We start from the raw sequence: 24,117 nt of genomic DNA on the forward strand, positions 1-24,117 counted from the left end.
GGCGCAGCTACACCGTGTTGGTCAACCTGACGAACTCCTCCACGCTCAGCGTCTCCGCCCGCCGCGTCGGGTCGATGCCGGCCCGCGCCAGCAAGGCTTCGCCGCCCAGGCTCTTCACGCTTTGCCTCAGCATCTTGCGACGCTGGCCGAAGGCGGCTTCGGTGACGCGGCCGAGCTTTTTTGCGTCCGTAGGTAGGGGAGACTGCCGCGGCACCAGATGCACGACGGAGGAGGTGACCTTTGGCGGTGGCGTGAACGCCTGCGGCGGTACGTCAAAGGCGATTTTCGCCTCCGTGCGCCAGCCCGCCAGGACGCCGAGCCGGCCATAGGCGTCGCAGCCCGGCCCCGCGGTGATGCGCTCCGCCACCTCCCGCTGGAACATCAGCGTCATCGATTGGTAGAAGGGCGGCCAGTCGGCCACGGTCAGCCAGCGGATCAGAAGTTCGGTGCCGATATTGTATGGCAGGTTGGCGACGATCTTCACCGGCCCGCCGTTCGCCCTGCCGGCAAGTGCGGCGAAATCCGTCTTCAGCGCATCGCCGGGAATGACCTCGAGCCGGCTGGGATAATGGCTGGAGACCTCTGCCAGCGCCTCCAGGCAGCGCTCGTCGCGCTCGATGGCGATCACGCGATGAGCACCATTGAAGAGCAGTGCGCGTGTCAGCCCACCGGGGCCTGGGCCGACCTCGATCACCGTCGCCTCGCCGAGATCGCCGGCCGCACGCGCGATCCTGCCCGTCAGGTTGAGGTCGAGCAAGAAATTTTGCCCGAGCGCTTTCTTGGCCTGCAGGCCGTGCCGCTCGATAACTTCGCGCAGCGGCGGCAACCCGTCGATCGTGGTGCGCCCGTTCAATTGAGCCTCATGCGGCGGTGACCCGCCGTCCGCCGTCGACCAGCCGGCGTGCCAGCCTCAACGCGGCGATCAGGCTGTCGGGGCGCGCTAAGCCCTTGCCGGCGATGTCGAAAGCGGTGCCGTGATCGGGCGAGGTTCGGATGAAGGGCAGGCCAAGCGTCACGTTCACCGCCTCGTCGAAGGCTAAAGTTTTGGCCGGGATCAGCGCCTGGTCGTGATACATGCAGAGCGCCGCGTCATAGGAAGCGCGCGCACGCGAATGAAACATGGTGTCCGCCGGCAGCGGCCCGACGGCGTCGATGCCTTCCGCTTTCAACATCTCGACCGCCGGGGCGACAATCGCCGCATCCTCGGAGCCCATCGCGCCGCCTTCGCCGGCATGCGGGTTGAGCCCGGCGATCGCAAGCCTCGGCCGGGCGATGCCGAAACGGCTCTTGAGATCGGCGGCGGTGATGCGCGCGGTCGTGACGATCAGCTCCGTCGTGAGCACCTTCGGCACGTCGGCCAAAGCGATGTGGATGGTCACCGGAACGGTGCGCAGGTCCGGTCCGGCCAGCAGCATCACCGGCGTCACGTCCCTGCCGGTGTGGCGTGAGGCCAGATGCGCCAGATATTCGGTGTGGCCGGGAAAGCCAAACCCGGCATCATAGAGCGGCTTCTTGGCGATTGGGCAGGTGACCATCGCCGCTGCGCGGCCGGCGAGGCAGTCCGCGACGGCGCGGTCAATGGCTTCGATCGTGCCGGCGGCATTGGCCGGGTCCGGCTCGCCCGGGTTGTCGAACTGGCGCGCATCGAGCGGTACGACGGGGAGAGCCCGGGTAAAATGGTGCGCTGCCTGCCCCGGCAGCGTCTCGGCAATCGTGACGTTTGCGCCGACGAGCTGCGCGCGGGCTTCGATCAAAGCGGGGTCGGCAATGAGATAGAAGGGCGGCACGCCGGCGCTGTCGCCCGCCTGCCAGGCGGCAATGGCGATCTCGGGCCCGATGCCGGAGGGGTCGCCGACGCTGAGCGCAAGCGGGGCATCGGTCTTCTGTCCGCTCATGCGAACGCGCGGATCGGACCGCTGACGCATCGGCGGAAGGTGAACTTGTTGCGGTGTCGAGACACGCTCGTCACTCAGCGTTCGACGATCTTGGCCTTCTGGCGCAACTCGGCGACATATTTCTTGCTGAGCTCGTCGGCGTCCTTGTCGTTGCTGCCTTCGGCCTGGAACACCATTTGCGCGGCCTTGTCGTCGGAGACCTCGCGCGAGGAGCAGACGCCGATGAACTCGACGCCGCGTTCGGTCTCACGCGTCGGCGTCGCGCCGCCGACCTTGGTCGCCTTGATCTGCTCGGCCCAGTCGGACGGCAGTTGCGGCGCCAGCACGCGACCGAGGTCGCGCACGGTGACATCGAGCAGGCCCTTGGCGAACTCGCGCGTGGTGTTGCAGCCGCTGAAGCGGGCACGCATGGCATCGGCCTCGCGCTTGCGTTTGGCGAGCGTGGCGGAGCGCTCCGAAGCCGGTACCACGAAGATCACCTGCTGCAGCATGTATTCCGTCGCGGTCGGCTTGGCGCCGCCCTTGTCGAGCATGCGCCGCACGGCGTCCTGCTCGGTCACCGATCCACCTTCGCCGGAGCGATAACGCGCGCTGAGTGCCTGGTTCCAGGCCATCTGGGCACGGATGAATTCCTTAAAGTGTTCCTTGGTGACGCCTGATTGCGCCATGATCGCATCGAGCTTCGCCAGCGGCATCTTGTTGCCCGATGCGAAGCGCTGGTAGGCGGCCTCGACCTGCTGATCGGAGATGCGGATACCGAGCCGCTTGGCCTCGGCCAGACGCAGCGTCTGGTCGATCATCTCCTCCTTGGCATCACCTTTCTTGTGCTGCAGCTTGAAGAAGGCGGCGCGGTGCGCGATGTCGCCGGAGGTGATCGGGATGCCGTTGACGACATACTTGATCTCCGCGGCGAAAGCAGGCTGCACGACAGCCGTGACCGAAACCGAGGCCGCCGCCACCAGAAGCGCGAATCCCGCTGAAAACAGGTATTTCCTCATCTTACCTTCCAATTTTCCCCGCTGCGAAAAGCGCTGCGCGTCCTCCGAACGTGTGCGCGATGCACTTGATCCCATGCCCATTTTATGCGGCGAAACGATGTCGCCGGCGCATGACGCCGATAATCAGGCCCATTTTCGAAGGAACACGCTCCAAATCAAGACCAAAGCCCGACATCAGCGCGCAGCCGACGCACGGCTCGGAGGCCGGCCGCCTGCCGCTTGGTCACTGGATGGTATCGACCGCGCTTGTTGACGAACCGAAATCGCCGAGCGTGCGGAACGACAGGTTGAAACCGATGTTCTGCGACACTTCCTTCGTGACGGTGTCGCGCGTCTGCGAATACGTCATGATGTAGGTGAAGCAGGAATCGTTATAGGCGAAGCCGACGCCGTCCTTGACCAGTACATTTGTCTCGAGGTCGTAGGTGCCGGTGCCGAACAGCCGCCAGTTCTGCGCCAAATGCGTCGAGGCGCCGAGCGTGACCTCATGGCGGTCGGTGGCGAAGCCATAGAGCGGCTGCGCCTCGATGAACGCATATTTGGCGCTGAGCGATATCGGCAGGCCGGAATAGGCGGCCTTCACCTCGGCGCGCCTGACCTCCCAGGTCTGCTCGTCGAAACGCCCGCTCAGCGAGCCGGAGAAACCGCTCGGACTGTTGAAGCCGACGAGGCCGACATAATCCGAAGTCCGCTTATCCAGGCCGGACTCGGCCCCGGCATTCACGAGATCGGGTGCGGAAAAGGAGTTTTCGCCGGCGAGCTGGTACGACTGGCCGAAGATGGCGTTCGTGGCCCAGCCATTGTCATAGGCTCCCGAGTACCGGAAGCCGACATTGGCGCGCGTGCCGCCTTCGATCCGGTCATAGCCCGAGAATTTGTCGCGCTCGAACAGCGTCGTGGCATCGAAGACGAAGCTCTGCGCGTCTTCGTTGGGGACGGCCAATCCGCCGACATATTGCTCGTTCGGACGCACGAAGACCTGCGCCGTCGGCTCCAGGACATGGCTGGAACTTGTCATCGAGAACAGGAGCGGCCAACGCGCCTCGAGGCCAAGGGTCGCCATGTAGCGGGCCAGCGACGAGCGCATGTCGACATCTTCGCCGAGATTCGCCCCCATCTGGTTGACGGCGGCGAGCGAAGCCGAATCGGCGTTGACATAACCGGCGTCGCCGCGGAACGCCAGCAACGGCGTCAGTTGCAGGCCGCCATCGGTGGTAAAGGTGCGCTTCCACTCGGCTTCCGCGCTCAGCCGGCTGGACTCGCCTTCGATGCCGCGGACATTGTTTATCGAATTCGGGTCGCTAGGATTGGCCAGCACGGCGTCCAGCCGGTTGCGGCTGATGACGCGAGTATTGACGTTGAACGACAACTGGCCGCCGGCCACCGACGTGTCGGGAATATAGGCATAGTCGAGCGACGGCAGCACCCATGGCTGCTTGGCGGAGCGCGCCGTTGGATCGCTGGAAAGCGTGTCCTCCTGCACCTCGAAGCGCATGGCGCGAACGTCGAAATAATTGCGGTCGCTCAAGCCCGTCAGATAGATCGACGACTGGTGGACGAGGTCGCTATAGCCGTCGATGTTATAGGTGCGCGAGAAATTCTTGTCGGTTTGGAGCAGCACGTCCCAGCCGAAATCCCAGCGCTCGTTGATGGCGAACTGGCCCTTGGTGCCCATCATGCCGCGGAATTTGTTCGGATCGCCGGGCTCGCCCGAATCGACGGTGTAACGGTTGCCTGTGCCGATGAACGCGTCGGGATCCTGCTGGTTGATCCCGGCGATCTTCAGCGTGTACTGGCCGTTGTTGAAGCGCTGGCGCCACTCGGCCTCGCCGAGGAAACCCTGCTTGGTATAGCCGCTGCCGGTGACGGTTAGATCATAGGTCGGGGACAGGGCGAAGTAATAAGGGACTTTGACGCCGACGCCGAGATGGTTGTTGTAGACGATGCCGGGGATCAGGAAGCCGCTCTTGCGCTTCACCGTCGGGTCGGCGATCTCGAAGGCCGGCAGATAGGCTAGCGGGAAGCCGAAGAATTCGAAATTCGAGTTCTCGAAGCGGACCGTCTTCTTCTCGCCGTTCCAGATGATCTTTCGCGCCTTGACGCGCCAGGTCGGCGCTTTGTCCGGCTTGTCCTCGCAAGGTTCGCAGGCGGTGTAGACGCCATTGTGGAAGGTGGTGAGCACGCCGCCCATGCGCTCGGCGCTCTCGGCGGCGAAATAAGCCTTGTCGATCGTCTCGACGCGCAGCGCGTTCAGAAAACCGTCGGCGAAATCGTCGGTGATGTCGATATGGTCGGAATTGACCTTGGTGCCGTCGCTGTTGATCAGTTCGACGGCGCCGCTGGCGACGAGGCGCTTGGTGTCGCGATTATAGACCACACGCTGGGCGACCAGCTTGTTGCTGCCATAGTCGATCTGCACGCCGCCGACAGCCGTCACCGTGTGCTTGTCGTTGTCATAGACAAGCGTATCGGCGGCCAGCAGCATCTGCGTGCCGGAGGGGACGGGCTTGGCAGTAACCTGCTGCGCCAGCGCGGGTGCCGTCGGCACCGCACAAGCGAACAGGCATGCCAAAGCGGTCGCCCCATAGAGGCGTGCCAAACCGGCCTGCCTATGGCTGCGCAAAACCGCCTCCCTCACTAGCCGTCTTCCTTGTATAGCAGAAACGTCACCCCAAAGAACATAGCCACGACAACCGGAACCCATGCAGCCACCACCGTAGGCACGAATCCGGCTACACCGAATGCCTTGACCAGTACCGAAACGACATAAAGCAGAAAGCCGGCCACGACGCCACCCAGAATCATCGTCGCCGACTGCCCCATTCGCGCAAATCGCATTGAAACCGTTGCAGCAATCAGCGTCATGGCGACGAGAAGGAACGGCAACGCGATAAGCGAATCAAATTGCATGGCGAAGGCGTTCGCCTTGAGCCCGAAGGAACGGGCAACCTCGATCTTGCGCGGCAGCTCGTAGAAGGGGATGGTCTCCGGGCGCGCCAGGCGCTCCTGTACGAATTCCGGCTTGAGATTGGTCGGCACCTTGTCCGACGCCAGCGCCTGGATATTGCCTCCCTTGAAGACCTTGACGTCCTGCAATTCCCAGTAACCTTCGCGCAGGAAGGCCCTGGCGGCATCCTTGCGCTCCGCGATGTCGCCCTGCGGACCGAGGATGAAAAACACCGCGTCCGCCATCTCCAGCCCCTGGTTGAGGATGGCGCGGGCGCCGATGATGGTGTCGCCCGATTCTGTCTTTTGCCTGAGCCACGGCGTGACGTTCGTCGTGACCGCATTCGACTTGCCGGCCCTGAGGTCGTTCTCCATCTGCTCGGACCAGGAAAAGCCATGCGCGGCGATCGGGTTGATGATGGCGACCGACAGCACGCCAAACATCAGCGCGCCGACGCAGCAGGGGAACAGGAACTGCCAGGCCGAAACGCCTGCCGAACGCGCGATGACCAGCTCATAGCGTCGGTTGAGCGACACCAGCGTCGCCATCGCCGAGAACAGCCCGACGAACGGCACCGTCTGCAGCATGATCATCGGCATCCTGAGCGCCGAAATGGCGAAGGCTGTGCCGTAGGTGAAGCCGGGCAGCCCGGTCGTGCGCCCGGAAAGCTCGGTAAAGTCGATCAGGAACACCAGCGCCAGCAGGCCCAGGAAGAACCAGAACGTGATCGAGACGTAGCGGAAGAAGAAATAGCGGCCCAGCGTCCAGCCCATGGTCAGGCTCCCTGGCCCGAAGTGCGCCGGGCGAGCCAGAGCTTGAATGTCGTCCAGTTTTCACCTGCGCGCTTGGCAAGGCCCGTCAGCCAGTCGGCCCAGCTGACCGGCAATTCCATGGTGCGGGACGAGACGATGAACCAGATCGAAACCGCGGAAGCGATGAGTGGTATGCCGTACAGCAGGTAGACATAGTACCAGACCTTGTCGGCTTTACCGGCGGCAAAGAAGCCCAGCCATCGCACGAAAAGCGCGATCGCGATTGCCGTGATCAGCGGATTGATGCGTGCTTCGCGATGCGAGCGCGCATCGCCCGCCACCGCAAGCGCGATCAGCGCGAACACCAGCGAATAGGACCATTCGGCGAAGCGCTGGTTGAGCTCCGCACGGTAGCTGCCCGGTTCGCGCTGGAACATCTTGTCGTTGGGATCCGGGTTGAGCAGATATGCCGTCGTGCGGTCCTTTGGCAAAAGCGTGATGTCGTTCGCCGCCGACATGAAGGCCGACATGTCGAAGGCGTAAGAGGTGAAGCGGATGACGGAAAGGTCGCCGGTCATCGATTTGCGGTTGATGACGCCGTCATTCATCATCAGCACCTTCTCGTCGCCCTTTTCGACGATGCTGCCGGTCTTGGCGTAGTAGGTGAGGCTGGCGCCTTCCTCGCGCGAATCGGCGACGAAGATGCCGCCCAGCCGGTTGCCGGGAAGCCGTTCGCCGACTTGCAGGTAGAGACCGTCGTCGATCTTGCGGAACGTGCCTTCCTGGATGATCAGCGACACGAGGTCGGCGCGCGAAGCCGCCACCAGCTGGCGGTTCTTCTGCCTGGCATAGGGGTCTATCGCGTTGTCGACGATGAAGGAAAAGGCGCAAGCAAAAGCCGCGAGCAGCAGGATCGGCCGCGCGATCGTCCAGCGCGAGGCGCCCGCGGCGCTGAGCACGGCCAGCTCCGAATCGGTGTTCATCGCGCTCAGCGTCTGCGCCACCGCCACCACCAGCGCGAACGGCACCACGATCGGGATGATGGAGGGGATGATGAGCGCCGCGACCTCGAAGAAGGTCAGCGCCGATTGGCCGTTGTCGGTGACGAGGTCGATCTTGGCCAGCACCTGTGTCGTCCACACGATCGCCAGCGTCCAGGCCAGCGCGGCGAGGAACATCGTCAGCGCCCGGCGCATGATGTAGCGTTCAACGACCTTCATGAAGGCTTTTCTCGATTTTGCCGAACGGCATCATGCCCGCCGACAAAGTAGTGATCCGGCGACGCGCACACAACTGGGTCATAGGCGGCTCGCTCCGGATTGTCGCCCCACGCCGCGTGCCCCGGCGCGGCGGAGTCTCCGCGCCAATGAATAAGAAATGCAGAACATCGATGGTTAACAGCAGGTTACGGCAGCAAGCTAACGCCGTGCCGAGGCGAATCCTTTGTCTCTTGTGGCGCTGATATAGACAGCGATTTCGGCCAAGTCTTGCCAAATGGCTGAAAACGACCAAATGTCGCGCACGCTTGCCAAACCTTTGCCGACACCCCACGGCTATCCCCGAAAGCAGGACCTGATGACGCCGAGACCCTCCATTTCCTTTGCCAAATTCGTCGCGCCGAAAAAGGGCAGCGTTTTCCTGTTCGCCGCCGACGGCGGCGGGCTCGGCGAGGCGGCGAAGGCCTGCGATCCGGCCGGCGCGCTTACGCGTGCCTTTCCGGTCGCGGATTTTTCCGGCAAGTTCGCAAGCTCGGTCGAGGTGCTGGCGCCGGAAGGAACATCTGTCGACCGGCTCGTGGCGACCGGCGCCGGCAACGTCTCAAACCTCGACGACAATGCCTGGCTGAAGCTCGGCGGCGCCGTTGCAAGTTCGCTGCGCAAGGCGACCGAGGTGGCCATTGTCCTCGATCTACCCGATCTGCAGCCCGATGGCCGCCAGGCGGCCAGCCTTGCCGCCGGCATCCTGCTGCGCAGCTATTCCTTCGATAAATACAAGACCAGGAAGGACAAGGAAGACGGGCAAACTGATACCAAGGGGGCCGATGCAAAGGGGGCTGCTACCAAGAAGGCCGACGCGGCAAAGCCGGCCAAGATAACCATCCATTGCGCCGACCCCGCGGCCGCGAAGAAGGCCTTCGCCGGCGAGGAAGCGGTGGTGGACGGCGTTCTGCTTGCGCGCGAGCTCGTCAACGAACCGGCCAATGCGCTGGGGCCGGTCGAATTCGCCGAGCGCGTCAAGGCGCTGGAGCAGCTCGGCGTCGAGGTCGAGATCCTGGCTGAAAAAGAGATGAAGAAGCTCGGCATGGGCTCGCTGCTCGGCGTCGCCCAGGGCTCGCCGCGCGGCGCGCGCATCGCGGTGATGCGCTGGAACGGCGGCAAGGCCAAGGACGCGCCGCTTGCCTTCATCGGCAAGGGCGTCACCTTCGACACCGGCGGCAATTCGATGAAGCCGGCCTCGGGCATGGAAGACATGAAAGGCGACATGGGCGGAGCGGCCGCCGTCACCGGGCTGCTGCATGCGCTCGCCGCGCGCAAGGCCAAGGCCAATGTCGTCGGCGTCATCGGCCTCGTCGAGAACGCCGTCGACGGTCATGCCCAGCGCCCCGGCGACATCGTCACCTCGATGTCGGGCCAGACGATCGAAGTCTTGAACACAGACGCCGAAGGCCGCCTCGTTCTGGCTGACGCGCTCTGGTACGCCAACGACCGTTTCAAGCCGAAATTCATGATCAATCTGGCGACGCTGACCGGCGCCATCATGGTAGCGCTCGGCCAGCATTATGCCGGCCTGTTCTCCAACAATGACGAGCTCGCCGGCCGGCTGTTCGGCGCAGGTCAAGCCAGCCAGGAGCGGGTCTGGCGCATGCCGCTCGGCCCTGAATACGACAAGCTGATCGATTCCAAGAACGCCGACATGAAGAATATCGGCGGGCGATATGGCGGTGCCATCATCGCCGCGCAGTTCCTGCAGCGCTTCGTCAAGGACACGCCCTGGGCGCATCTCGACATCGCCGGCACCGCGATGGGCGCGCCATCGAGCGAGATCAACCAGTCCTGGGGCTCGGGTTTCGGCGTGAGGCTGCTCGATAGGCTGGTGCGCGATCACTACGAAGGTTAGGGGATGGCCGACATCCTGTTTTACCATTTGACCGAATCGACGCTGGAGGAGGCGCTGCCCGGCCTGCTCGAGCGCAGCCTCGAGCGTGGCTGGCGTGCTGTGGTGCAGACCGGCACGGAAGAGCGGCGCGACGCGCTCGACCAGCATCTGTGGACTTTCCGCGACGATTCTTTCTTGGCGCATGCCACCGACCGCGAGGCCTATCCGGCCGAGCAGCCGATCCTGCTCACCACGGGCGAGGGCAACCAGAACGCGGCGCAGATCCGTTTCCTTGTCGACGGCGCCAGCCCGCCCGAGCTATCGGGATATGAGCGTGCCGTCTTCCTGTTCGACGGCCATGATGCGGCACAGCTCGAAGCCGCCCGTGGCCATTGGAAGACGATGAAGGAAGCCGGCCACGCGGTGACCTACTGGCAGCAGACGCCCGATCGGCGCTGGGAGCGCAAGGCTTAGCCCGCAAGCGCTTCGCTATCCCGAAGATGCCGCCACAGCGCCTCGGCCACAGGTCCGTGTGGCTTGTCGCGTCGCCGAACCGCAGCCACGGTTTCGGTGCGGCCGGGAATATGCCGGCCGGCAATCGAGATCAGCCGTCCGTCGCGCAGCTCATCCCCGATCAGCCATGCCGGCAGGTGGCCCCAGGCAAGCCCATGCAGGAGCAGCTCCTTCTTCATCATATGGTCCGGCACCGAGCAGGAATGCGCGCCGTCGATGACGAAGAAATTCTCCGATGAAGGAAGCCGCGCCGTGTCGCGGATCACGCATTGGGTGAAGGGTCGCATTGCTTCCGGCGTGACGTCATTCCCGACGTCGAACGGCAGGAACCCGGGCGCCACCACCGGCACAAAGGCGACTTCGCACAGATAGATTCGTTCCAGATGAGGGTCGGAGGGGTTGGCGCGATGGAAGACGAGATCGGCCTCGCCGTCCATCAATCGCTCGACCGGCCCGCTGATCGCTTCATAGTCGAGATGCAGGCGCGTGCGCGGCCGCTCGGCGAAGAAGCGGCTGAGCAGGCCGAGTATGCCCGGCCGGGGGCAGACGTCGCCCATGACGACGCGCAGCACGGTTTCCTCGCCGCTCGCGAGCTGACCGGCATAGTCTTTCAGATGCTCGACTTCGCGCAACGCCAACTGTGCGCGACGGTGGAAAAGGCGGCCTTGCTCGGTCAGGTTCACCCGATATCCGCCGCGATCGAGCAGCGTCAGGCCGAGCTGCTCTTCCAGCCGCGCCACCGCGGCGAAGACGGAAGGGTGCGTCCGGTGAAGAGCCTTGGCCGCGGCCGGAAAACTGCCCTGAGTAGCGACCGCGTCGAAACATCTGAGATCGTGAAGCTTCACGCCATCCATTGTCGAAGAATCCTACATAGATTGTCGGATCATAGTAATTTTCTTCGATAGTTGCCACGCCTAGCTTTGCCTCATCGAAAATCGCGCAAACGCGCCGAAAGCATGAGGAGCCAAGATGGCCGACACACTTCACTTCACGGCGGGCGATGGCGCCCGCATCGCCTACAGGCTGGACGGTCCGGAAGACCGTCCGGTGCTGATGCTCTCCAACTCCATTGCCACGACGTTCCACATGTGGGACGGCCAGGTGCCGGAACTCGCCGGATCCTTCCGTGTGCTGCGCTATGATTTTCGCGGCCACGGCGGCTCCGATGCCCCGGCCGGCGCCTATTCGCTCGACCGTCTCGGCCGCGATGTGCTGGAACTGCTCGATTTCCTCGGACTTGCCCGCGTCCATTTCCTTGGCTTGTCACTGGGCGGTTTCGTCGGCCAGTGGCTGGGCATCCATGCGCCGGAACGCATCGAGCGTCTGATCCTCTCCAACACCTCGCCGCATCTCGGACCGGCCTCCTATTTCGACGAGCAGATACGTAACGTGCTTTCAGCCGGCGACCTCTCGGCCACTGCGGACATGTTCATGCGCAACTGGTTCCCGGTCTCGATGCTTGCCGGCCGAAACGAGACCGTCGAAGAATTCCATGCCGCGATCATCGCAATGTCGCCGCAAGGCCTCGCGGGATGCTTCGCCGCAGTCCGCGACGCCGATCTGCGCCGCCCGATTTCCCTTATCGCCGTGCCGACATTGGTGATCGGCGGGGAGGACGACAAGGTGACGCTGGCAAGCCACAGCGAGGCGATCGCGGTCGCGATCCCTCGTGCCGAGCTTCTGCTTTTGCCCGGCGTTCACCTGCTCAATGTTGAGCGCCCGGCGGAGTTCATGGGGGCGGTGGCGGGATTTCTCCGGAAGCGATGATCCGCAAGTGTTGTATGAGTTTGGGAAACGTCGCTCGATCGCTTTTGCGTTAGATGGGGCCTAAGCTCATGCGGCGGGGGGAGAATGCGCCTGTAGCGCCGACCGGGTCATTTCCGGCGCGGCTTCGCCTTTTCGGTCACCGGCTTGCTCGGCCAATGCCAGCCGTCGCCCTCGCCATGCGCGGGCTGCGGCCGCGCCACATAGGCGAGCGCGCCGTTGGCCTCCAGATAGACGCGCGACAGCATCTCGGCGAGTACGCCCGACGTCACTGCCTGCAACCCGGCGATCACCAGGAAGAAGCCGGTGATCAGCATCGGCCGCGTGCCGATATCCTGTCCCCAGAAAACCTTGATCGTAAAGAGATAGGCAAGGATCAGCGAGCCGAGTACGCCGAGCACGATGCCAATGCCGCCGAAGAAATGGCCGGGCCGCGTGCGGTAGCGCAGGAAAAAAAACATGAAGACGAGGTCCAGTACCACGCGGAAAGTGCGCGAGATGCCGTATTTCGACTGGCCGTGGATGCGGGCGTGATGCGTCACCACCTCCTCGGCGATACGGCGAGGCGTCGTCACCGTCGCCAGCCAGGCCGGGATGAAGCGGTGCATTTCGCCATAGAGCCGCACGCTGCGGATGACGCTGCCACGGAATACCTTCAGGCTGCAGCCATAGTCCTTGAGCTTAACACCGGTGACGCGAGCGATCAGCCTGTTGGCGATGCGCGAGGGCAGGCGGCGCATCCAGAACCCTTCTTTGCGGTCCTTGCGCCAGCCGGCGACGAGGTCGAGATCCTCGGTCAGCAGGCGATAAACCATGCGCGGGATGTCGAACGGATCGTTCTGCAGATCGCCGTCGAGCGTCGCGATGACGTCGCCGCGCGCGGCGTCGAGGCCGGCCTGCATGGCGGCGGTCTGCTTGTAGTTGCGCACCAGTTCCACGCCATGGACATGCGGACCGTACTGAGCCGCGAGCCGGCGGATCTCGGCGGGCGTGGCATCGGTGCTGCCGTCGTCGACCAGCACCACTTCCCAGGGCTGGCTGTAGCTCTCCATCGCCTGGTGGATGCGGACCAGCAGCGGCTCGACATTGTCAGCCTCGTTATACATCGGGATGACGATGGAGAGCTTGTGCTCGGGCATGACGGCGCCCTCGGGCAATCCGGAAGCCGGAATGGGAAGCACATTCATGGCGGTCATTTCCTTGCCGGTCCCGCCGCCGGGGTTTCCGGCAGCGTCGATTTCGAGGGAAACATCCAGGCGATCGCACCGGTCGCGACCGCCGAGCACAGGATGAAGAGATGCAGCGCGAGCGCCGCCTGCAGGCCGTCCTTCATGGCGATGCCGGAATAAAGCAGCGCCGCCGCCGCGCCCGCCTCATAGGTGCCGAAGCCGGCGACGCCCTGCACCGGCAGGATGGCGGCGGCCTCCGCGCCGACGGCGCCGGGAAAGGCGGTCTGGAACGAGGTGTTGAGCAGCATGGCGAGCAGCCATCCCTGCACGCCGAGCTTCAGCGCCCAGTTGGCGATCGTCCACCACCAGCCGTAGCGCGAGCGTCCCGTCGCTTCGGTGAAGATGTCGCGCAATTTGCCGAGCTGCGAGACGATCCTGCCGCCCGCCGTCCAGTTGTGCGGCGCGCGCGCCCAGCGCGGCAGGTACCATGCGGCGGCGATCAGTACCGCGATGCCGGCGGCCCGCAGCGCCGGATGCAGGCCCGGCCAGACGAGGCAGGCCAGCACGCCGACGACGAAGGCGTCCTGCAGCCTGAACCACAATAGCGAAGCGCTGGCGCGCACGATCGATACGCCGAACACCTGGCGCAACAGGATCGGGAAGGCCGTCTCGCCGCCGCGGAACGGCACGATGTTGATCATCGCATTGTGGATCAGGATGACGCGAAGCACGGCGCCGAAGCGGCCGTTCACGTCGTCGCGGAACTCGTCGCAGACGCGCAGCGCCCTGAGCACATAGGTGACGAACAGCGCCGCCGCGACCGCCACAAAGGCGCCGGGCGTGATGGAGGCGAAGGCATCGCCGACCATCTTCCAGCGCTGGTCGCTGGCAAGCCATGCCAGCAGCGCCAGAGTGACGATTATCGATATCGCTCGCTTCAAACAGGTCTCCAACGCGCCGCCCGGTTGCGGCGGAAGCGCCATCCGAAGGCCAGCAAAGGGGCAACTCTCGAATGCCGGCCCGGCCGGTGCCGGTCCGATGTCGGATCAGCGCCGGCTTTTCAAGGCGCTGTTCCTATAGAGCAGCGGCGGCGGCGAATCCACAAGCTTGGTTGGAGCAGCGATCGGGGCGGCGAAAAAGCGGGCGCACGTCGCGCCCGCCCGCTTTGCCGTGATAAGCCTTACTCCCCGCCCATGTCCTTCTTGAACTGGGCGAAATCGACCTGCATACCGTTGAAGACGGTGCTCCAGTGGCGGGTCAACGCCGAGACCGCGACGGCTTCCTGGATTTCTTCGTCGGTGGCGCCGGCGCGCTTGGCGTCCTGCGTGTCGGACCAGATACAGTAGCTGCAGGGGATTTGTGCGGCGACCGCCAGCGAGATCAGCGACTTCACCTTCGGCGACAGCGCCGTCTTATCGTTGAGCTCGATGGCCTTGACCTCGGCCCAGGCGCCGGGCAGACCGGCTTTCGGGAACTGCTTGAGGAAGCTCGGCACACCGCCCATCGTCGACTGGATGTCCTTGACGGCGGCGTCATAGTCATCGGCCCAGACAGGCGTGGACCCAACCACGGCGGCAAACACGCCCGCGGCGGCGATGAGCGAGGCGGAACGAAGGCAGGAATGCACGGCTGATGCGATGCGAATGACTGACATGATGTTCTCCTCTGGCTTTTGTTAGCCTTACGATGTAAGGTATGTGGAAGATGAACCTTACAGTGTAAGTTGTCAAGCGCCATGGATGCATCGAGCAAAAAAAAGCGAACCCGCGGAAAACTCTCCCGCGAGATGATCGAGGACGCCGCCTTCGAGGTGATCGAGCGGGAAGGGCTTCCCGGCTTTTCGATGCGCAAGCTCGCCGCCAGGCTCGGCTGCGAGGCGATGAGCATCTACCACCACTTCCCCTCGCAGGCGCATCTTTATGAGGCGCTGGTCGACCGGCAGATGAGCGGCCTCGTCATTCCCGACGACAGCTTGCCCTGGCGCGAGCGCGCCCGCGTTTGCATGCAGGAGTTCCGCCGTGTGGCAACAGAGCACCCGGCCTTTGCGCCCTTCATCGTTGTCTATCGCATGAACTCGCCGCCCTGCCTCGCCAAGCTGAACGCCATCATCGGCCTGTTCGAGGATGGCGGCTTCGGTCGCGAGCTCAGCGCCCGTCTGTTTCGCGCGGCAGGCTACTATCTGATGGGCGCGATTCTTGACGAGACAGCCGGCTACGCCAAGGGACCTTCGGCGGTCACCACCGTCAGCGACGAGGAGCTGGCGCGCGTCTATCCGAGTGTCATGAAGGCCGGCGCCTATTTCGGCGCCGCCGGTTTCGACAAGACTTTCGAGCTTGGCCTGGAAATGTTTCTGGACGAGATGGAGCGGGTCCGCGAAGCTGCGCGAGACGAAAACCGCTCGTAAGAACTGCGGCCAGCCGAAGAAATAACCAAGGCTCTGAATGCGCTTCCTCTATGTCCTTCTCCTCATCGCCGGTGCCGCCGTCGGCATCTTCTATCCCTGGGCGATGAGCAATTTTTCCGGCCATGCGATCGGCACGTATCGCGTCTATGAGGGCGGCCGCTTCCGGCCCGTCACCCTGCAGCTTGCTGCAAGCGATGCCCCAGTGAGGGTGCTGGTCGATCTGACCGCGCGGGCCGAACGGGTCGCAGGTCAGCAGCGCACGGTGCTGACGCTGACCGCGGCAAATGGCGGCCGCACGGCGCTGGCCTCGGCGCTCTCTTTCAACCACACCGACAATCCGCGCCAGACCAGCCCGCAACTGCCCGACAAGATCTTTCGCGACGAGGCCGGCGTCATCGATAGGGTCACGCCTGGATCTTACGTCTTCACCGTCGGCCCGGGCGATGCCGACGGCATCGACATGCGCGCGGTCGATCTCATCCTGCGCGCCGGCACCGGCTCGATCGACGAACGCGCGCAGCCGGCCGGCTATACGCTCATGGGCGTCGGCCTTGCCGGACTGGCGCTGTCGCTGGTCTTCGGGCGCCGCGGCGATGGCGCGAAAAATCCCAATTCGCAGCCGCCACCGCCGCGCTGGGGCCGCGGCGGTTCGCCACGAGCATGATGCCGAAAAGTGTGAAGCGGTTTTCGGTCGACATCATGCTCTCTCTAGAGAGGTAAGCGCGCATGAACTATCGCCACGCCTACCACGCCGGCAATTTCGCCGATGTCGTCAAGCATGCCGTGCTCGCGCGCCTCGTTGAATATCTCAAGCAGAAGGACAAGGCCTTCCGCGTCATCGACACCCACGCCGGCATCGGCCGCTACGATCTCGCCTCGGTGGAAGCCGGCAGGACCGGCGAATGGCAGGGCGGCATCGGCCGGCTGGCCGAGGCCACGCTCGAGCCGCAGGCGGCGGCGCTGCTTCAGCCCTATCTGGAAGCGGTGCGCGCACAAAATCCCGACGGCGGCCTCAAGCACTATCCCGGCTCGCCGCTGATCGTGCGCCATCTCCTGCGCAGCCAGGACCGGCTGACGGCGGTCGAGCTGCACCCCAAGGATGCCACGCGGCTGAAATCCGTCTTCGCCGGCGATTTCCAGGCAAGGGTGATCGAACTCGACGGCTGGCTGGCGCTCGGCGCGCAACTGCCGCCGAAGGAAAAGCGCGGCCTCGTCCTCATCGATCCGCCCTTCGAGGAGGAGGGCGAGTTCTTGAGGCTCGTCGAAGGACTGCAGAAGGCGCACCGGCGCTGGCCGGGCGGCATCTACGCGCTCTGGTACCCGATCAAGGATCGCAAGGCGGTGACGGCCTTCCGCGCGGCGCTGAAGGAGACAGGCATTCCGAAGCTGCTCGACATCGCCTTCGAGATCCGGCCCGCCTCGGACGAGCCCAGCCTCGACGGCAGCGGGCTGGTGGTGGTCAATCCGCCCTATACGCTGGAGAGCGAATTGCAGCAGATGCTTCCGGTTCTGCACAAAGTGCTCGCCGTCCGGCAGCCGTCGCGCTGGACGCTCGATCGGCTGGCGGGCGAGTAAGGCGCCGGCATTCGCTCAAGTCAGCGCGGCAGGCGTCACGCCGGTCAGCCGCCGGCTTTCGCGGATCAGATGCGCCTGATCGGCATAGCCGGCCTCGATGGCGAGCAGCGCGGTCGAGGCTTCGCCCTGCTGCCGTTGCAGGCGCCGGAAGCGGTGGAAGCGCAGGATGCGGTCGAGCGTCTTCGGGCCATAGCCGAAGGCGTCCTCGAAGCGCCGGCGCAGCGTCCGCTCGCTCATATGCAGTTGGCGCTGCAGGAACGGAACCAGCGGCGTTTCCGGCGGCAAACCTTTGTGGATGACATCGAAGGCCAGGCCCATCTGCGGGTCGAGCGCTCCGCGTCCTTCCGTCCGCGCTCCGATGGCCTCTTCCAGGTGACGAACCAGAACGGCAAAATTGGGCGTCGGTCTGATGCGGTCGGAAAGCTCGCGGCAGCGCGTGCCCCACAATTCGCTGAGATCCAGCCGTCCGCCGACGATCTCGCTGGCCGGCACTCCCAGCCAGCCGGCGGCGGCGCCCGGCCGGAAGCGGAAGCCTACGATCACCGCGCCCGCGGCCGGCCGCTCGATCTGCGGATCCTTGTCCGGCCCGGCTACGCGAAAGTGGCCGTCGATCCATTGCAGGTCGATCGTCGCGTCCGGCGTGATGACGATGGGTGGAACGGCGCGCCCGTCCATGCAATGGACCCAGGCAGCGGAGAAGGCATCGGCCAGGCCGCCAGCGACGGGCCGCTCGCAAAAGAAGCCGGTGGTCTGCGCCAGGACCGGTTCCATTCTCTCTCCGATCTGCTCCAGCGGGAGTTGCTGGATCGATGTGACGGTCATTTTGGCCGAAATCTTCAATGCCGCCCACGTCATCCATGGCAAAACGGACGAACTTCACAGCGCTTCACGCGCTCGCATCGGACCGCGTCCGTTTGCGACTGTGGTCACGAATATAGAAAGGAGTGAGAGAAATGAAAGCTCTCATCACCGTATTGACGCTCGGCGTCGACGATCTGGAAGCCTCCCTCAAATTCTATCGCGACGGCCTCGGCCTGCCGACCGAGGGCATCATCGGTCGCGAATTCGAGCATGGCGCCGTCGCCTTCTTCGAGCTTGCCGGCGGCCTGAAATTCGCGATCTACGAGCGCGCCAACATCGCCTGGGATGCCACGGTGCCGCAAAGCGGCCGCAGCCCGACCGAATTGACCATCGGCCACAATGTCGGCAGCGAGGCCGAGGTGGAGGCCGTGATGGCCGAGGCCGTCAAGGCCGGCGCGCGTGTGGTCAAGCCGGCGCAAAAGACCTTCTGGGGCGGATATGCCGGCTACTTCCAGGATCCCGACGATCACCTGTGGGAGGTCGTCTACAACCCGGCCTTCGTCCCCGAGGACTGAACGCAGCAAAACATGCCGTCGAGAGGAGGCCGCCATGCCTGTTCAAATCATTCAAGCGCTTGGCGCTCTCCTCATCGGCGGTGTCTTCGTCTTTGCCGGCATCGAGCATTTCCTGGAATTCGGTGCGATGCGCGGCTATCTGGCCGCCCAGAAATTTCCGGCCCCGGCCTTGATGCTGGCCGCCGGTTCGGCGGTCGAGATCATTGTGGGTTTCCTGCTTGCCATTGGCATGGCCCGGCCCTTCGCCGCCGGCGCGCTGATCCTCTTCACCCTGGCGACGAACCTCATGCTGCTGCGTTTTTGGGCGAGCGAGGAACCGGAGCGCCAGGTGCTGCGCAATGCGTTCCTGATCAACATCGCCGTCATCGGCGGGCTGCTGCTTACCGGCACGTTTTAGGTTCCATGGAGATTCAGGCGACGCCGGCATGACCTGAATCTCCATACAACCAAATGATCTGGCGACGCGGGAACGAAGTTTTGCGGAAACCATTGTTTTCGCAACCGCTTGACCGCCGCCAAGCGAATCCGCACAGTGCGCGGAACCGACCTTGAGAGGCTGTCATGACTCGCTTCGCCCATTCCGCCCTTGCCGCGCTGGTAGCGCTGTCCACTCCCTTTGCCGCTCCGCTGGGCTTCAGCCAGGCGGCGCATTCCGCCGACCTGTCCGTCTACACCGAGGATGACGGCAGCGTCTGCGGCGAGGCTTGGGTGCTGAACAAGATCACCGACCGCTTCTCCTACCAGGTGCTTCATGTGCCGCATCTGCCGCAGGTCGCGATCACTGATTTCCGCAACATCCGTCAGCATCGCTACGAGCCGGCGAGCGACGAATGGCCGATCGGCCGCCACTATTGCCGCGCTACCGTCAACCTGTCGGATGGCCGCGACCGCTCGATTTTCTACCTGATCGAGGAAGGCCAGGGCTTTGCCTCGATCGGCGACAATGTGGAATTCTGCGTCTCGGGCTTCGACCGCTGGCTGGTCTATAACGGCCGCTGCCGGGTGCTGCGATAGGTTTGCTGCCTGATAGGCAGTGAAGGTAGGCGCGCTACGGCGCCCCCCTCTGTCCGGCAGGACAGAGGGGGCTGTCCCGCCGACCTGTCGGGGCTTCTGGCTTTCAGAGGTCGTCGCCGCCCGCAGCCATGCAAGCAGCTCCCGCTCATAGCCAGCTCCGCTGCCCCTCACTCAAGCCACCCCGCGGCCCGATACGTAAGCCTCGATCAGTTCGACCAGCTGCTTCTGCAATTCCGGAGCGTCGAGCATGTTGCGCCGCGCCGCGTTGTGGATCACGCCTTCGACCGCCGAGGAGAGCACGCGCGCCATCGCCTCGGTATCCTTGCGGCGCGTGCGATACTGCGCGACGGCCGCCGTGTAATGTTCAAGATAGCGCGCCTGGAACGAGGCATGCGCGGCGCGTGAGCCGCGGTCGCCGGGCGTCTCGTCGAGCAGCACCTGGTGCAGCGTCGGATGGATCGAGTGCGCGCCGATCATGCCGCGCACCAATTCGCGCGCGAATTGCTTGAGCGGCTTCTCCTCCGCCGCCGCTTCGCGAATCACCGACAGCACATGATCGAAGTGACGGCGCCGGATCGCTTCGACCAGAGCGAGCTTGTCGGGAAAATATTGATAGAGCGAGCCGATGCTGACGCCGGCGGTCTCCGCCACCTTGTTGGTGGAGAAGCCCGCCCAGCCGAGCTCGCTCAGAACGTGAGCGCCGGCTTCGATGATCGCCTCGACGGTAGCGATCGAACGCGCCTGGCGCGGCTGCTTGCGCATGCGTGCGGCCGGCTTTGCAATGCGAGTAGACATGCTGGCCCGTCTCCCGAGAATATAAACAGGATACTCACATTCATTTCACCAACGCAAATGGGGGCGCAAAGATGAGTGCCAAGACCTTGCTGAAGGGGATACTCGCCTACCAGGCCTGGGCGAATGATGAGCTGGTCGAGAAGCTTGCCAGAATGGACCCCTCGAGCGATCCTGGTATACGCCACGCCGCGATCCGTCTGACGAACCATATCCATGTCGTGTCGCGGATTTTTGCCGCGCATCTGAAGGGCGTTGCCCATGGTTATGCGAGCGACAATACGCCGGACACGCCCGAGCCGCGCGCATTGCGCACCGCCCTGGCCGAGGTCGACGGCTGGTATCTCGACTATCTCGAAACCGCTTCGGAGCAAGAGCTTGGCGACCCGGTCGCCTTCACCTTCACCGATGGCGACGAGGGCTGCATGACGAGGCAGGAAATGCTGACCCATGTCGTCCTGCACGGCAGCTACCATCGCGGCGAGATCGGCCGCATGCTGGCCGAAATCGCGGTCTCGTCGCCTTGGGACACCTACGCCGTTCATCTGCATCGCTTCGAGCCGGCGCGCCGCCTGCAGGGTGAACGCGAGCCGGCGGAGATTGACGGCGACACTTGAATATGAGCTTGAAGCTCACTTTCAAACGCCTAAGCTTTGATCGTCTTACCTGGCCGATTCATCTGTAGATGTTTTCGCTGGACAAGATGAAGCCGGCGTTCGGCGGCGTGTTCTCTATTGCGAGCACTCTGCTCACATTGTGATATAAGCTTATGTCGCGGATGGATGGATGATCGGGCGATAGAAGCCGCTCGAAAATCTGTGCGGCGGGCCGTCACTTGGAAAGTGACAGATTCGCTCACAATTTTTAACGGGGCGCGTTTCGCGTAACCAAAATTCAATAACTGAAAATCATTGTGTTGCTTCGCTGGCTAGACAGTCGCGAGTCAGATATGCATAGACACGCCGGGTCACTCACGACCATCGGCAAAACGCAAGGGGCATCGCATGGCAAAGACGACAACCAAGGCGCCGGCGGCGAAAGCGCCGGCAAAGAAGCCGGCAGCTAAGGCTGCCGCGAAACCTGCAGCAGTGAAGAAGGCAGCGGCGCCGAAGGCGGCCACCAAGGCTCCGGCCAAGGCGGCAGCGAAGCCTGCGGCCAAGCCGGCCGCGAAGGCCGCGGCAAAGCCCGCCGCCAAGGCAGCGCCCAAGCCGGCAGCGAAGGCCGCAGCCAAGCCAGCCGCCGCCAAGAAGCCGGCAGCGAAGGCAGCGGCCAAGCCCGCCGCCAAGGCTCCGATGAAGGCAGCCGCCGCCAAGGCGCCGGCCGCTGTGAAGAAGGCAGCTCCGGCGAAGAAGCCGGCCGCCAAGAAGTAATCGCATGGCTTCGCTGGCTGCCGCAACGGGTGAGGGCGGGTGCCGCTTAGGCACCCCTCTCGCCAATCCGGTCTCGAGGCAAGCGAAGTCGGAGCGGACGCTCCTCCTAAAGCTCTCGGAAACTTTGCGGCCAGCAAAACTTCCGGGAGCTTTTTCTTTTCAGGTGGCCGCGCCGGCAAGATGCATTGGCTAAGCCGGATCGGCCGGCTGGCCGTTGCCCGCCGGACCCTGATCGGTCAACAGTGCCGCAAACAGCTGGGAACCCGATCATGCCGAAACTGCTCTATGCTTCCACGTCCCCCTACAGCTCGAAGGTCCGCATGGCGGCCGCCTATGCCAGCATCGGCATCGATCTCGTGCCGGTCAAAACGGAGGACAAACCCGCCGAGCTGATCTCGGCCAATCCGCTCGGCAAAATCCCGGTGCTGGTGCTAGAGGACGGCCGCTCGATTTATGACAGCCGCGCCATCACCCAGCATCTTAACCGCCAGTCGAAGAACGCGCTGTTCCCGCGCAACCCGGACAAGCGCCTCGATGCGGAGGTTCTGGAGGCGCTTGCCGACGGCATTTGCGACTGCGCGCTGTCGATGGTCTATGAGCGGCGCACCCGGCCGGATGCGATGGTCTATCAGCCCTGGCTCGACCGGCAATGGACGAAGATCACCACTGCGCTCGACCTCATCAACGCCAGCCCGCCGAAGCTGCCGAAGAAGATCACCGCCGGCCACATGGCGCTGCGTGCAACCCTTGGCTATCTCGCGCTGCGCTTTTCGGGCCAATGGGAGAAGGGCCGCGGCCGGCTCGTGCGCTGGGCCGCGAGGTTTGATGAGAAGTTTCCGGAATTGAAAGGCAGCGTGCCGGGGTGAGGATTAGGTGATCTCCCTCCTCAAGGTGAGACTAGCAGCTTGAACGCCGCCCGCTTCCATGCTTGCCTGACATTCACCCAAGCGGAAGTGGTGACATGGCAAAACCCTCAACCAGCGCCGCGCCCGACCCTATGGTCGAGCGCCTTCGTGCCGCCCTCGGCCGGCGTGCCTTCACCGAGCAGAAGATGTTCGGCGGCACCTGTTTCATGGTCGACGGCAACATGCTGATCGGCACCTCGAAGCGCGGGCTTCTGGTGCGCGTCGGCAAGGACGCGCATGCGGCTGCCGCAGCACTGCCTCATGCGAGCACGATGGAGATGGGCGGGCGCCCGATGCAAGGCTATATCCGCGTCGCGCCGGAAGGCACGACGACCGATGCCGATCTCGGCGGGTGGCTCGACCGCGCCTTGGCCTTCGTCGAGACGCTGCCGCCGAAGGCAAAGGCCAGACCGGCGAAGGGGTCGAAATGAGGACCAACTGAGAGCGCAACTCTTGTTGATCTCGCGGACACAAAAAAAGCCGGGCGCAAGGCCCGGCTTTTCCGTGTCGTGGCTTCTACGACTTAGAACTTCATACCGACGCCGAACGTGACGCGGTTGTCCTTCGACTTGACGTTGCCGAGGGCGCCGAAGTCCTTGTCGCCGTAGTCGGTGTAGCGGTACTCGACGCGGCCGAACACGTTGTCCGTGATCTTGATGTCGGTGCCGACACCAGCCGTCCAGCCGAGCATTGCCTTGCTCTCGTCGGTGGCGGTGAAGCTATCCGTGATCTTCTGGTTCTTGGCGGCGAGACCGCCGGTGCCATAAAGCAGGATTTCCGGGGTCACGGCATAGCCGAGGCGAGCGCGCAGCGAGCCTTCGAGGCCGCCCTTGGCATTGATGCCGGCGCTGTCGCCCTTGACGCCGTTGTAGCCGAGATCGGCTTCAGCGCCATAGACGAAGTTCTCCTGCTGCCAGTTGTAGCCGCCGAACACGCCGCCGATGAAGCCCTTGGTCTTCACATTGACGCCGGCGTCACGAGCATCGGCATGGCCGCTGAAGCCGTAGCCGAGGCTGATACCGGCATAGGGGCCAGCCCAGGAAGCGACTGGAAGCTCGGCAACCGGAGCGGGAGCCGGCGGCTCTTCGGAAACGACGTCGGCTGCAAAGGCGGTACCACCAAAGGCGAACAGCCCGAGCGCAGCGGCAAGCGGCGCGAATTTGAGATTGGTCTTCATTGTTATACTCTCCTTAAGCCACAAGACACTTAGGCTTTTTTGTCCATGAAACGCCCCGGCCCGTCCGGGGGGATAAACGGGCTCGGCGCTCAACGGTTCCAAATGTCGTGCTGAAATGCGGCTGAAGCGAACCTGAACTTGGGTCATTCCCAGGCACGAATAAGGCCGAAAGGTGACGTTGCATCTTCGCAACAGCGAATGTCAGCAGGCTAATCATGTTGCGCTGCACGCCGCTTGGTTCAAGGGGTCCAGCGACATATATTGCCATGGACGGTGCCCCATATCCAGCGGGGCGCAAATGCATCCGGGCCGCTTCGCCACATTCCTGCCCCAGGTGGAAATGGCATTTAACGCTTGGCCCGTCACATTG

General features: G+C 64.0%; 26 protein-coding genes. 13 read left to right on the top strand and 13 right to left on the bottom strand.

The window, feature by feature from the left end; genetic code table 11:
* Positions 1 to 7: 7 nt before the first annotated feature.
* From rsmA to lptF, 6 genes are all read right to left on the bottom strand, one after another.
* Entirely contained in the window at positions 8 to 853 is an 846-nt protein-coding gene (gene rsmA / locus LB553_RS09605; RefSeq protein WP_224512604.1) for a 16S rRNA (adenine(1518)-N(6)/adenine(1519)-N(6))-dimethyltransferase RsmA, read from the bottom strand.
* Positions 854 to 860: 7 nt separating this feature from the next.
* Complete coding sequence (gene pdxA, locus LB553_RS09610) at positions 861 to 1,895, bottom strand: 4-hydroxythreonine-4-phosphate dehydrogenase PdxA (RefSeq protein ID WP_224512605.1); 1,035 nt, start codon at positions 1,893 to 1,895, stop codon at positions 861 to 863.
* A 74-nt stretch (positions 1,896 to 1,969) separates the two neighbouring features.
* Positions 1,970 to 2,893 carry a SurA N-terminal domain-containing protein gene (locus LB553_RS09615; RefSeq protein WP_224512607.1) on the bottom strand — a complete coding sequence of 308 codons (924 nt, stop codon included), beginning with the start codon at positions 2,891 to 2,893 and terminating at the stop codon, positions 1,970 to 1,972.
* A 223-nt stretch (positions 2,894 to 3,116) separates the two neighbouring features.
* On the bottom strand, positions 3,117 to 5,531 hold the full coding sequence (locus LB553_RS09620; RefSeq protein ID WP_224512609.1) for an LPS-assembly protein LptD: 2,415 nt from the start codon (positions 5,529 to 5,531) through the stop codon (positions 3,117 to 3,119).
* The gene (gene lptG, locus LB553_RS09625) at positions 5,531 to 6,613 is read right to left on the bottom strand and encodes an LPS export ABC transporter permease LptG (protein ID WP_224512611.1); all 1,083 of its coding nucleotides are present in this window, start codon (positions 6,611 to 6,613) and stop codon (positions 5,531 to 5,533) included. The genes LB553_RS09620 and lptG overlap by 1 nt, the downstream gene beginning before the upstream one ends.
* 2 nt (positions 6,614 to 6,615) lie before the next feature.
* Positions 6,616 to 7,812, bottom strand: a complete 1,197-nt coding sequence (gene lptF, locus LB553_RS09630) for an LPS export ABC transporter permease LptF (protein ID WP_224512613.1) — start codon at positions 7,810 to 7,812, stop codon at positions 6,616 to 6,618.
* Positions 7,813 to 8,167: 355 nt separating this feature from the next.
* Between lptF and LB553_RS09635 the strand changes: the two genes are divergently transcribed.
* Both LB553_RS09635 and LB553_RS09640 read left to right on the top strand, forming a co-directional pair.
* Complete coding sequence (locus LB553_RS09635) at positions 8,168 to 9,709, top strand: leucyl aminopeptidase (protein WP_224512615.1); 1,542 nt, start codon at positions 8,168 to 8,170, stop codon at positions 9,707 to 9,709.
* Between the two features lie 3 nt (positions 9,710 to 9,712).
* Complete coding sequence (locus tag LB553_RS09640; protein WP_224512617.1) at positions 9,713 to 10,162, top strand: DNA polymerase III subunit chi; 450 nt, start codon at positions 9,713 to 9,715, stop codon at positions 10,160 to 10,162.
* On the opposite strand, the gene LB553_RS09645 is transcribed toward LB553_RS09640, so the two are convergent.
* Entirely contained in the window at positions 10,159 to 11,055 is an 897-nt protein-coding gene (locus LB553_RS09645) for a LysR family transcriptional regulator (RefSeq protein WP_224512619.1), read from the bottom strand. The genes LB553_RS09640 and LB553_RS09645 overlap by 4 nt on opposite strands.
* A 115-nt stretch (positions 11,056 to 11,170) precedes the next feature.
* Here LB553_RS09645 and LB553_RS09650 point away from each other — a divergent pair, with 115 nt between their 5' ends.
* Positions 11,171 to 11,968: an alpha/beta fold hydrolase gene (locus LB553_RS09650; protein WP_224512621.1), complete on the top strand. Its 798-nt coding sequence runs from the start codon at positions 11,171 to 11,173 to the stop codon at positions 11,966 to 11,968.
* A gap of 107 nt (positions 11,969 to 12,075) precedes the next feature.
* Here the strand turns inward: LB553_RS09650 and LB553_RS09655 are convergent, their stop codons facing one another.
* The 3 genes from LB553_RS09655 to LB553_RS09665 form a co-directional block, all read right to left on the bottom strand.
* Complete coding sequence (locus LB553_RS09655) at positions 12,076 to 13,152, bottom strand: glycosyltransferase family 2 protein (protein ID WP_224512623.1); 1,077 nt, start codon at positions 13,150 to 13,152, stop codon at positions 12,076 to 12,078.
* A gap of 5 nt (positions 13,153 to 13,157) precedes the next feature.
* Complete coding sequence (locus LB553_RS09660; protein WP_224512625.1) at positions 13,158 to 14,075, bottom strand: lysylphosphatidylglycerol synthase domain-containing protein; 918 nt, start codon at positions 14,073 to 14,075, stop codon at positions 13,158 to 13,160.
* A gap of 239 nt (positions 14,076 to 14,314) precedes the next feature.
* The gene (locus LB553_RS09665; RefSeq protein WP_224512627.1) at positions 14,315 to 14,788 is read right to left on the bottom strand and encodes a carboxymuconolactone decarboxylase family protein; all 474 of its coding nucleotides are present in this window, start codon (positions 14,786 to 14,788) and stop codon (positions 14,315 to 14,317) included.
* A gap of 132 nt (positions 14,789 to 14,920) precedes the next feature.
* Here LB553_RS09665 and LB553_RS09670 point away from each other — a divergent pair, with 132 nt between their 5' ends.
* The 3 genes from LB553_RS09670 to LB553_RS09680 all read left to right on the top strand — a co-directional run bounded on the left by LB553_RS09670 (position 14,921) and on the right by LB553_RS09680 (position 17,113).
* On the top strand, positions 14,921 to 15,538 hold the full coding sequence (locus LB553_RS09670) for a TetR/AcrR family transcriptional regulator (protein WP_224512628.1): 618 nt from the start codon (positions 14,921 to 14,923) through the stop codon (positions 15,536 to 15,538).
* A 37-nt stretch (positions 15,539 to 15,575) separates the two neighbouring features.
* Complete coding sequence (locus LB553_RS09675; RefSeq protein WP_224512629.1) at positions 15,576 to 16,202, top strand: hypothetical protein; 627 nt, start codon at positions 15,576 to 15,578, stop codon at positions 16,200 to 16,202.
* Between the two features lie 62 nt (positions 16,203 to 16,264).
* Entirely contained in the window at positions 16,265 to 17,113 is an 849-nt protein-coding gene (locus LB553_RS09680; RefSeq protein ID WP_224512630.1) for a 23S rRNA (adenine(2030)-N(6))-methyltransferase RlmJ, read from the top strand.
* A 15-nt stretch (positions 17,114 to 17,128) separates the two neighbouring features.
* Here the strand turns inward: LB553_RS09680 and LB553_RS09685 are convergent, their stop codons facing one another.
* Positions 17,129 to 17,884, bottom strand: a complete 756-nt coding sequence (locus LB553_RS09685; RefSeq protein WP_224512631.1) for an AraC family transcriptional regulator — start codon at positions 17,882 to 17,884, stop codon at positions 17,129 to 17,131.
* Positions 17,885 to 18,066: 182 nt separating this feature from the next.
* Between LB553_RS09685 and LB553_RS09690 the strand changes: the two genes are divergently transcribed.
* The 3 genes from LB553_RS09690 (at position 18,067) to LB553_RS09700 (ending at position 19,503) form a co-directional block, all read left to right on the top strand.
* Complete coding sequence (locus tag LB553_RS09690) at positions 18,067 to 18,489, top strand: VOC family protein (protein ID WP_224512632.1); 423 nt, start codon at positions 18,067 to 18,069, stop codon at positions 18,487 to 18,489.
* Positions 18,490 to 18,523: 34 nt separating this feature from the next.
* The gene (locus LB553_RS09695) at positions 18,524 to 18,886 is read left to right on the top strand and encodes a DoxX family protein (protein WP_224512633.1); all 363 of its coding nucleotides are present in this window, start codon (positions 18,524 to 18,526) and stop codon (positions 18,884 to 18,886) included.
* A gap of 164 nt (positions 18,887 to 19,050) precedes the next feature.
* Entirely contained in the window at positions 19,051 to 19,503 is a 453-nt protein-coding gene (locus tag LB553_RS09700; RefSeq protein WP_224512634.1) for a hypothetical protein, read from the top strand.
* A gap of 171 nt (positions 19,504 to 19,674) precedes the next feature.
* Here the strand turns inward: LB553_RS09700 and LB553_RS09705 are convergent, their stop codons facing one another.
* Positions 19,675 to 20,298, bottom strand: a complete 624-nt coding sequence (locus LB553_RS09705) for a TetR/AcrR family transcriptional regulator (RefSeq protein ID WP_318011488.1) — start codon at positions 20,296 to 20,298, stop codon at positions 19,675 to 19,677.
* Between the two features lie 71 nt (positions 20,299 to 20,369).
* Between LB553_RS09705 and LB553_RS09710 the strand changes: the two genes are divergently transcribed.
* From LB553_RS09710 to LB553_RS09725, 4 genes are all read left to right on the top strand, one after another.
* Positions 20,370 to 20,912: a DinB family protein gene (locus LB553_RS09710; protein ID WP_224512635.1), complete on the top strand. Its 543-nt coding sequence runs from the start codon at positions 20,370 to 20,372 to the stop codon at positions 20,910 to 20,912.
* 387 nt (positions 20,913 to 21,299) lie between these two features.
* A complete protein-coding gene (locus LB553_RS09715; RefSeq protein WP_224512637.1) occupies positions 21,300 to 21,665 on the top strand; it encodes a hypothetical protein in 366 nt (121 codons plus the stop codon).
* A gap of 269 nt (positions 21,666 to 21,934) precedes the next feature.
* Positions 21,935 to 22,531: a glutathione S-transferase gene (locus LB553_RS09720; protein ID WP_224512640.1), complete on the top strand. Its 597-nt coding sequence runs from the start codon at positions 21,935 to 21,937 to the stop codon at positions 22,529 to 22,531.
* 95 nt (positions 22,532 to 22,626) lie between these two features.
* Positions 22,627 to 23,001 carry a TfoX/Sxy family protein gene (locus tag LB553_RS09725; RefSeq protein WP_224512641.1) on the top strand — a complete coding sequence of 125 codons (375 nt, stop codon included), beginning with the start codon at positions 22,627 to 22,629 and terminating at the stop codon, positions 22,999 to 23,001.
* Between the two features lie 92 nt (positions 23,002 to 23,093).
* On the opposite strand, the gene LB553_RS09730 is transcribed toward LB553_RS09725, so the two are convergent.
* A complete protein-coding gene (locus tag LB553_RS09730; protein WP_224512642.1) occupies positions 23,094 to 23,747 on the bottom strand; it encodes an outer membrane protein in 654 nt (217 codons plus the stop codon).
* Positions 23,748 to 24,117 lie beyond the last annotated feature (370 nt).

It is taken from the genome of Mesorhizobium sp. CA8, assembly GCF_020164955.1.
In the GTDB taxonomy this organism is placed as follows: domain Bacteria; phylum Pseudomonadota; class Alphaproteobacteria; order Rhizobiales; family Rhizobiaceae; genus Mesorhizobium.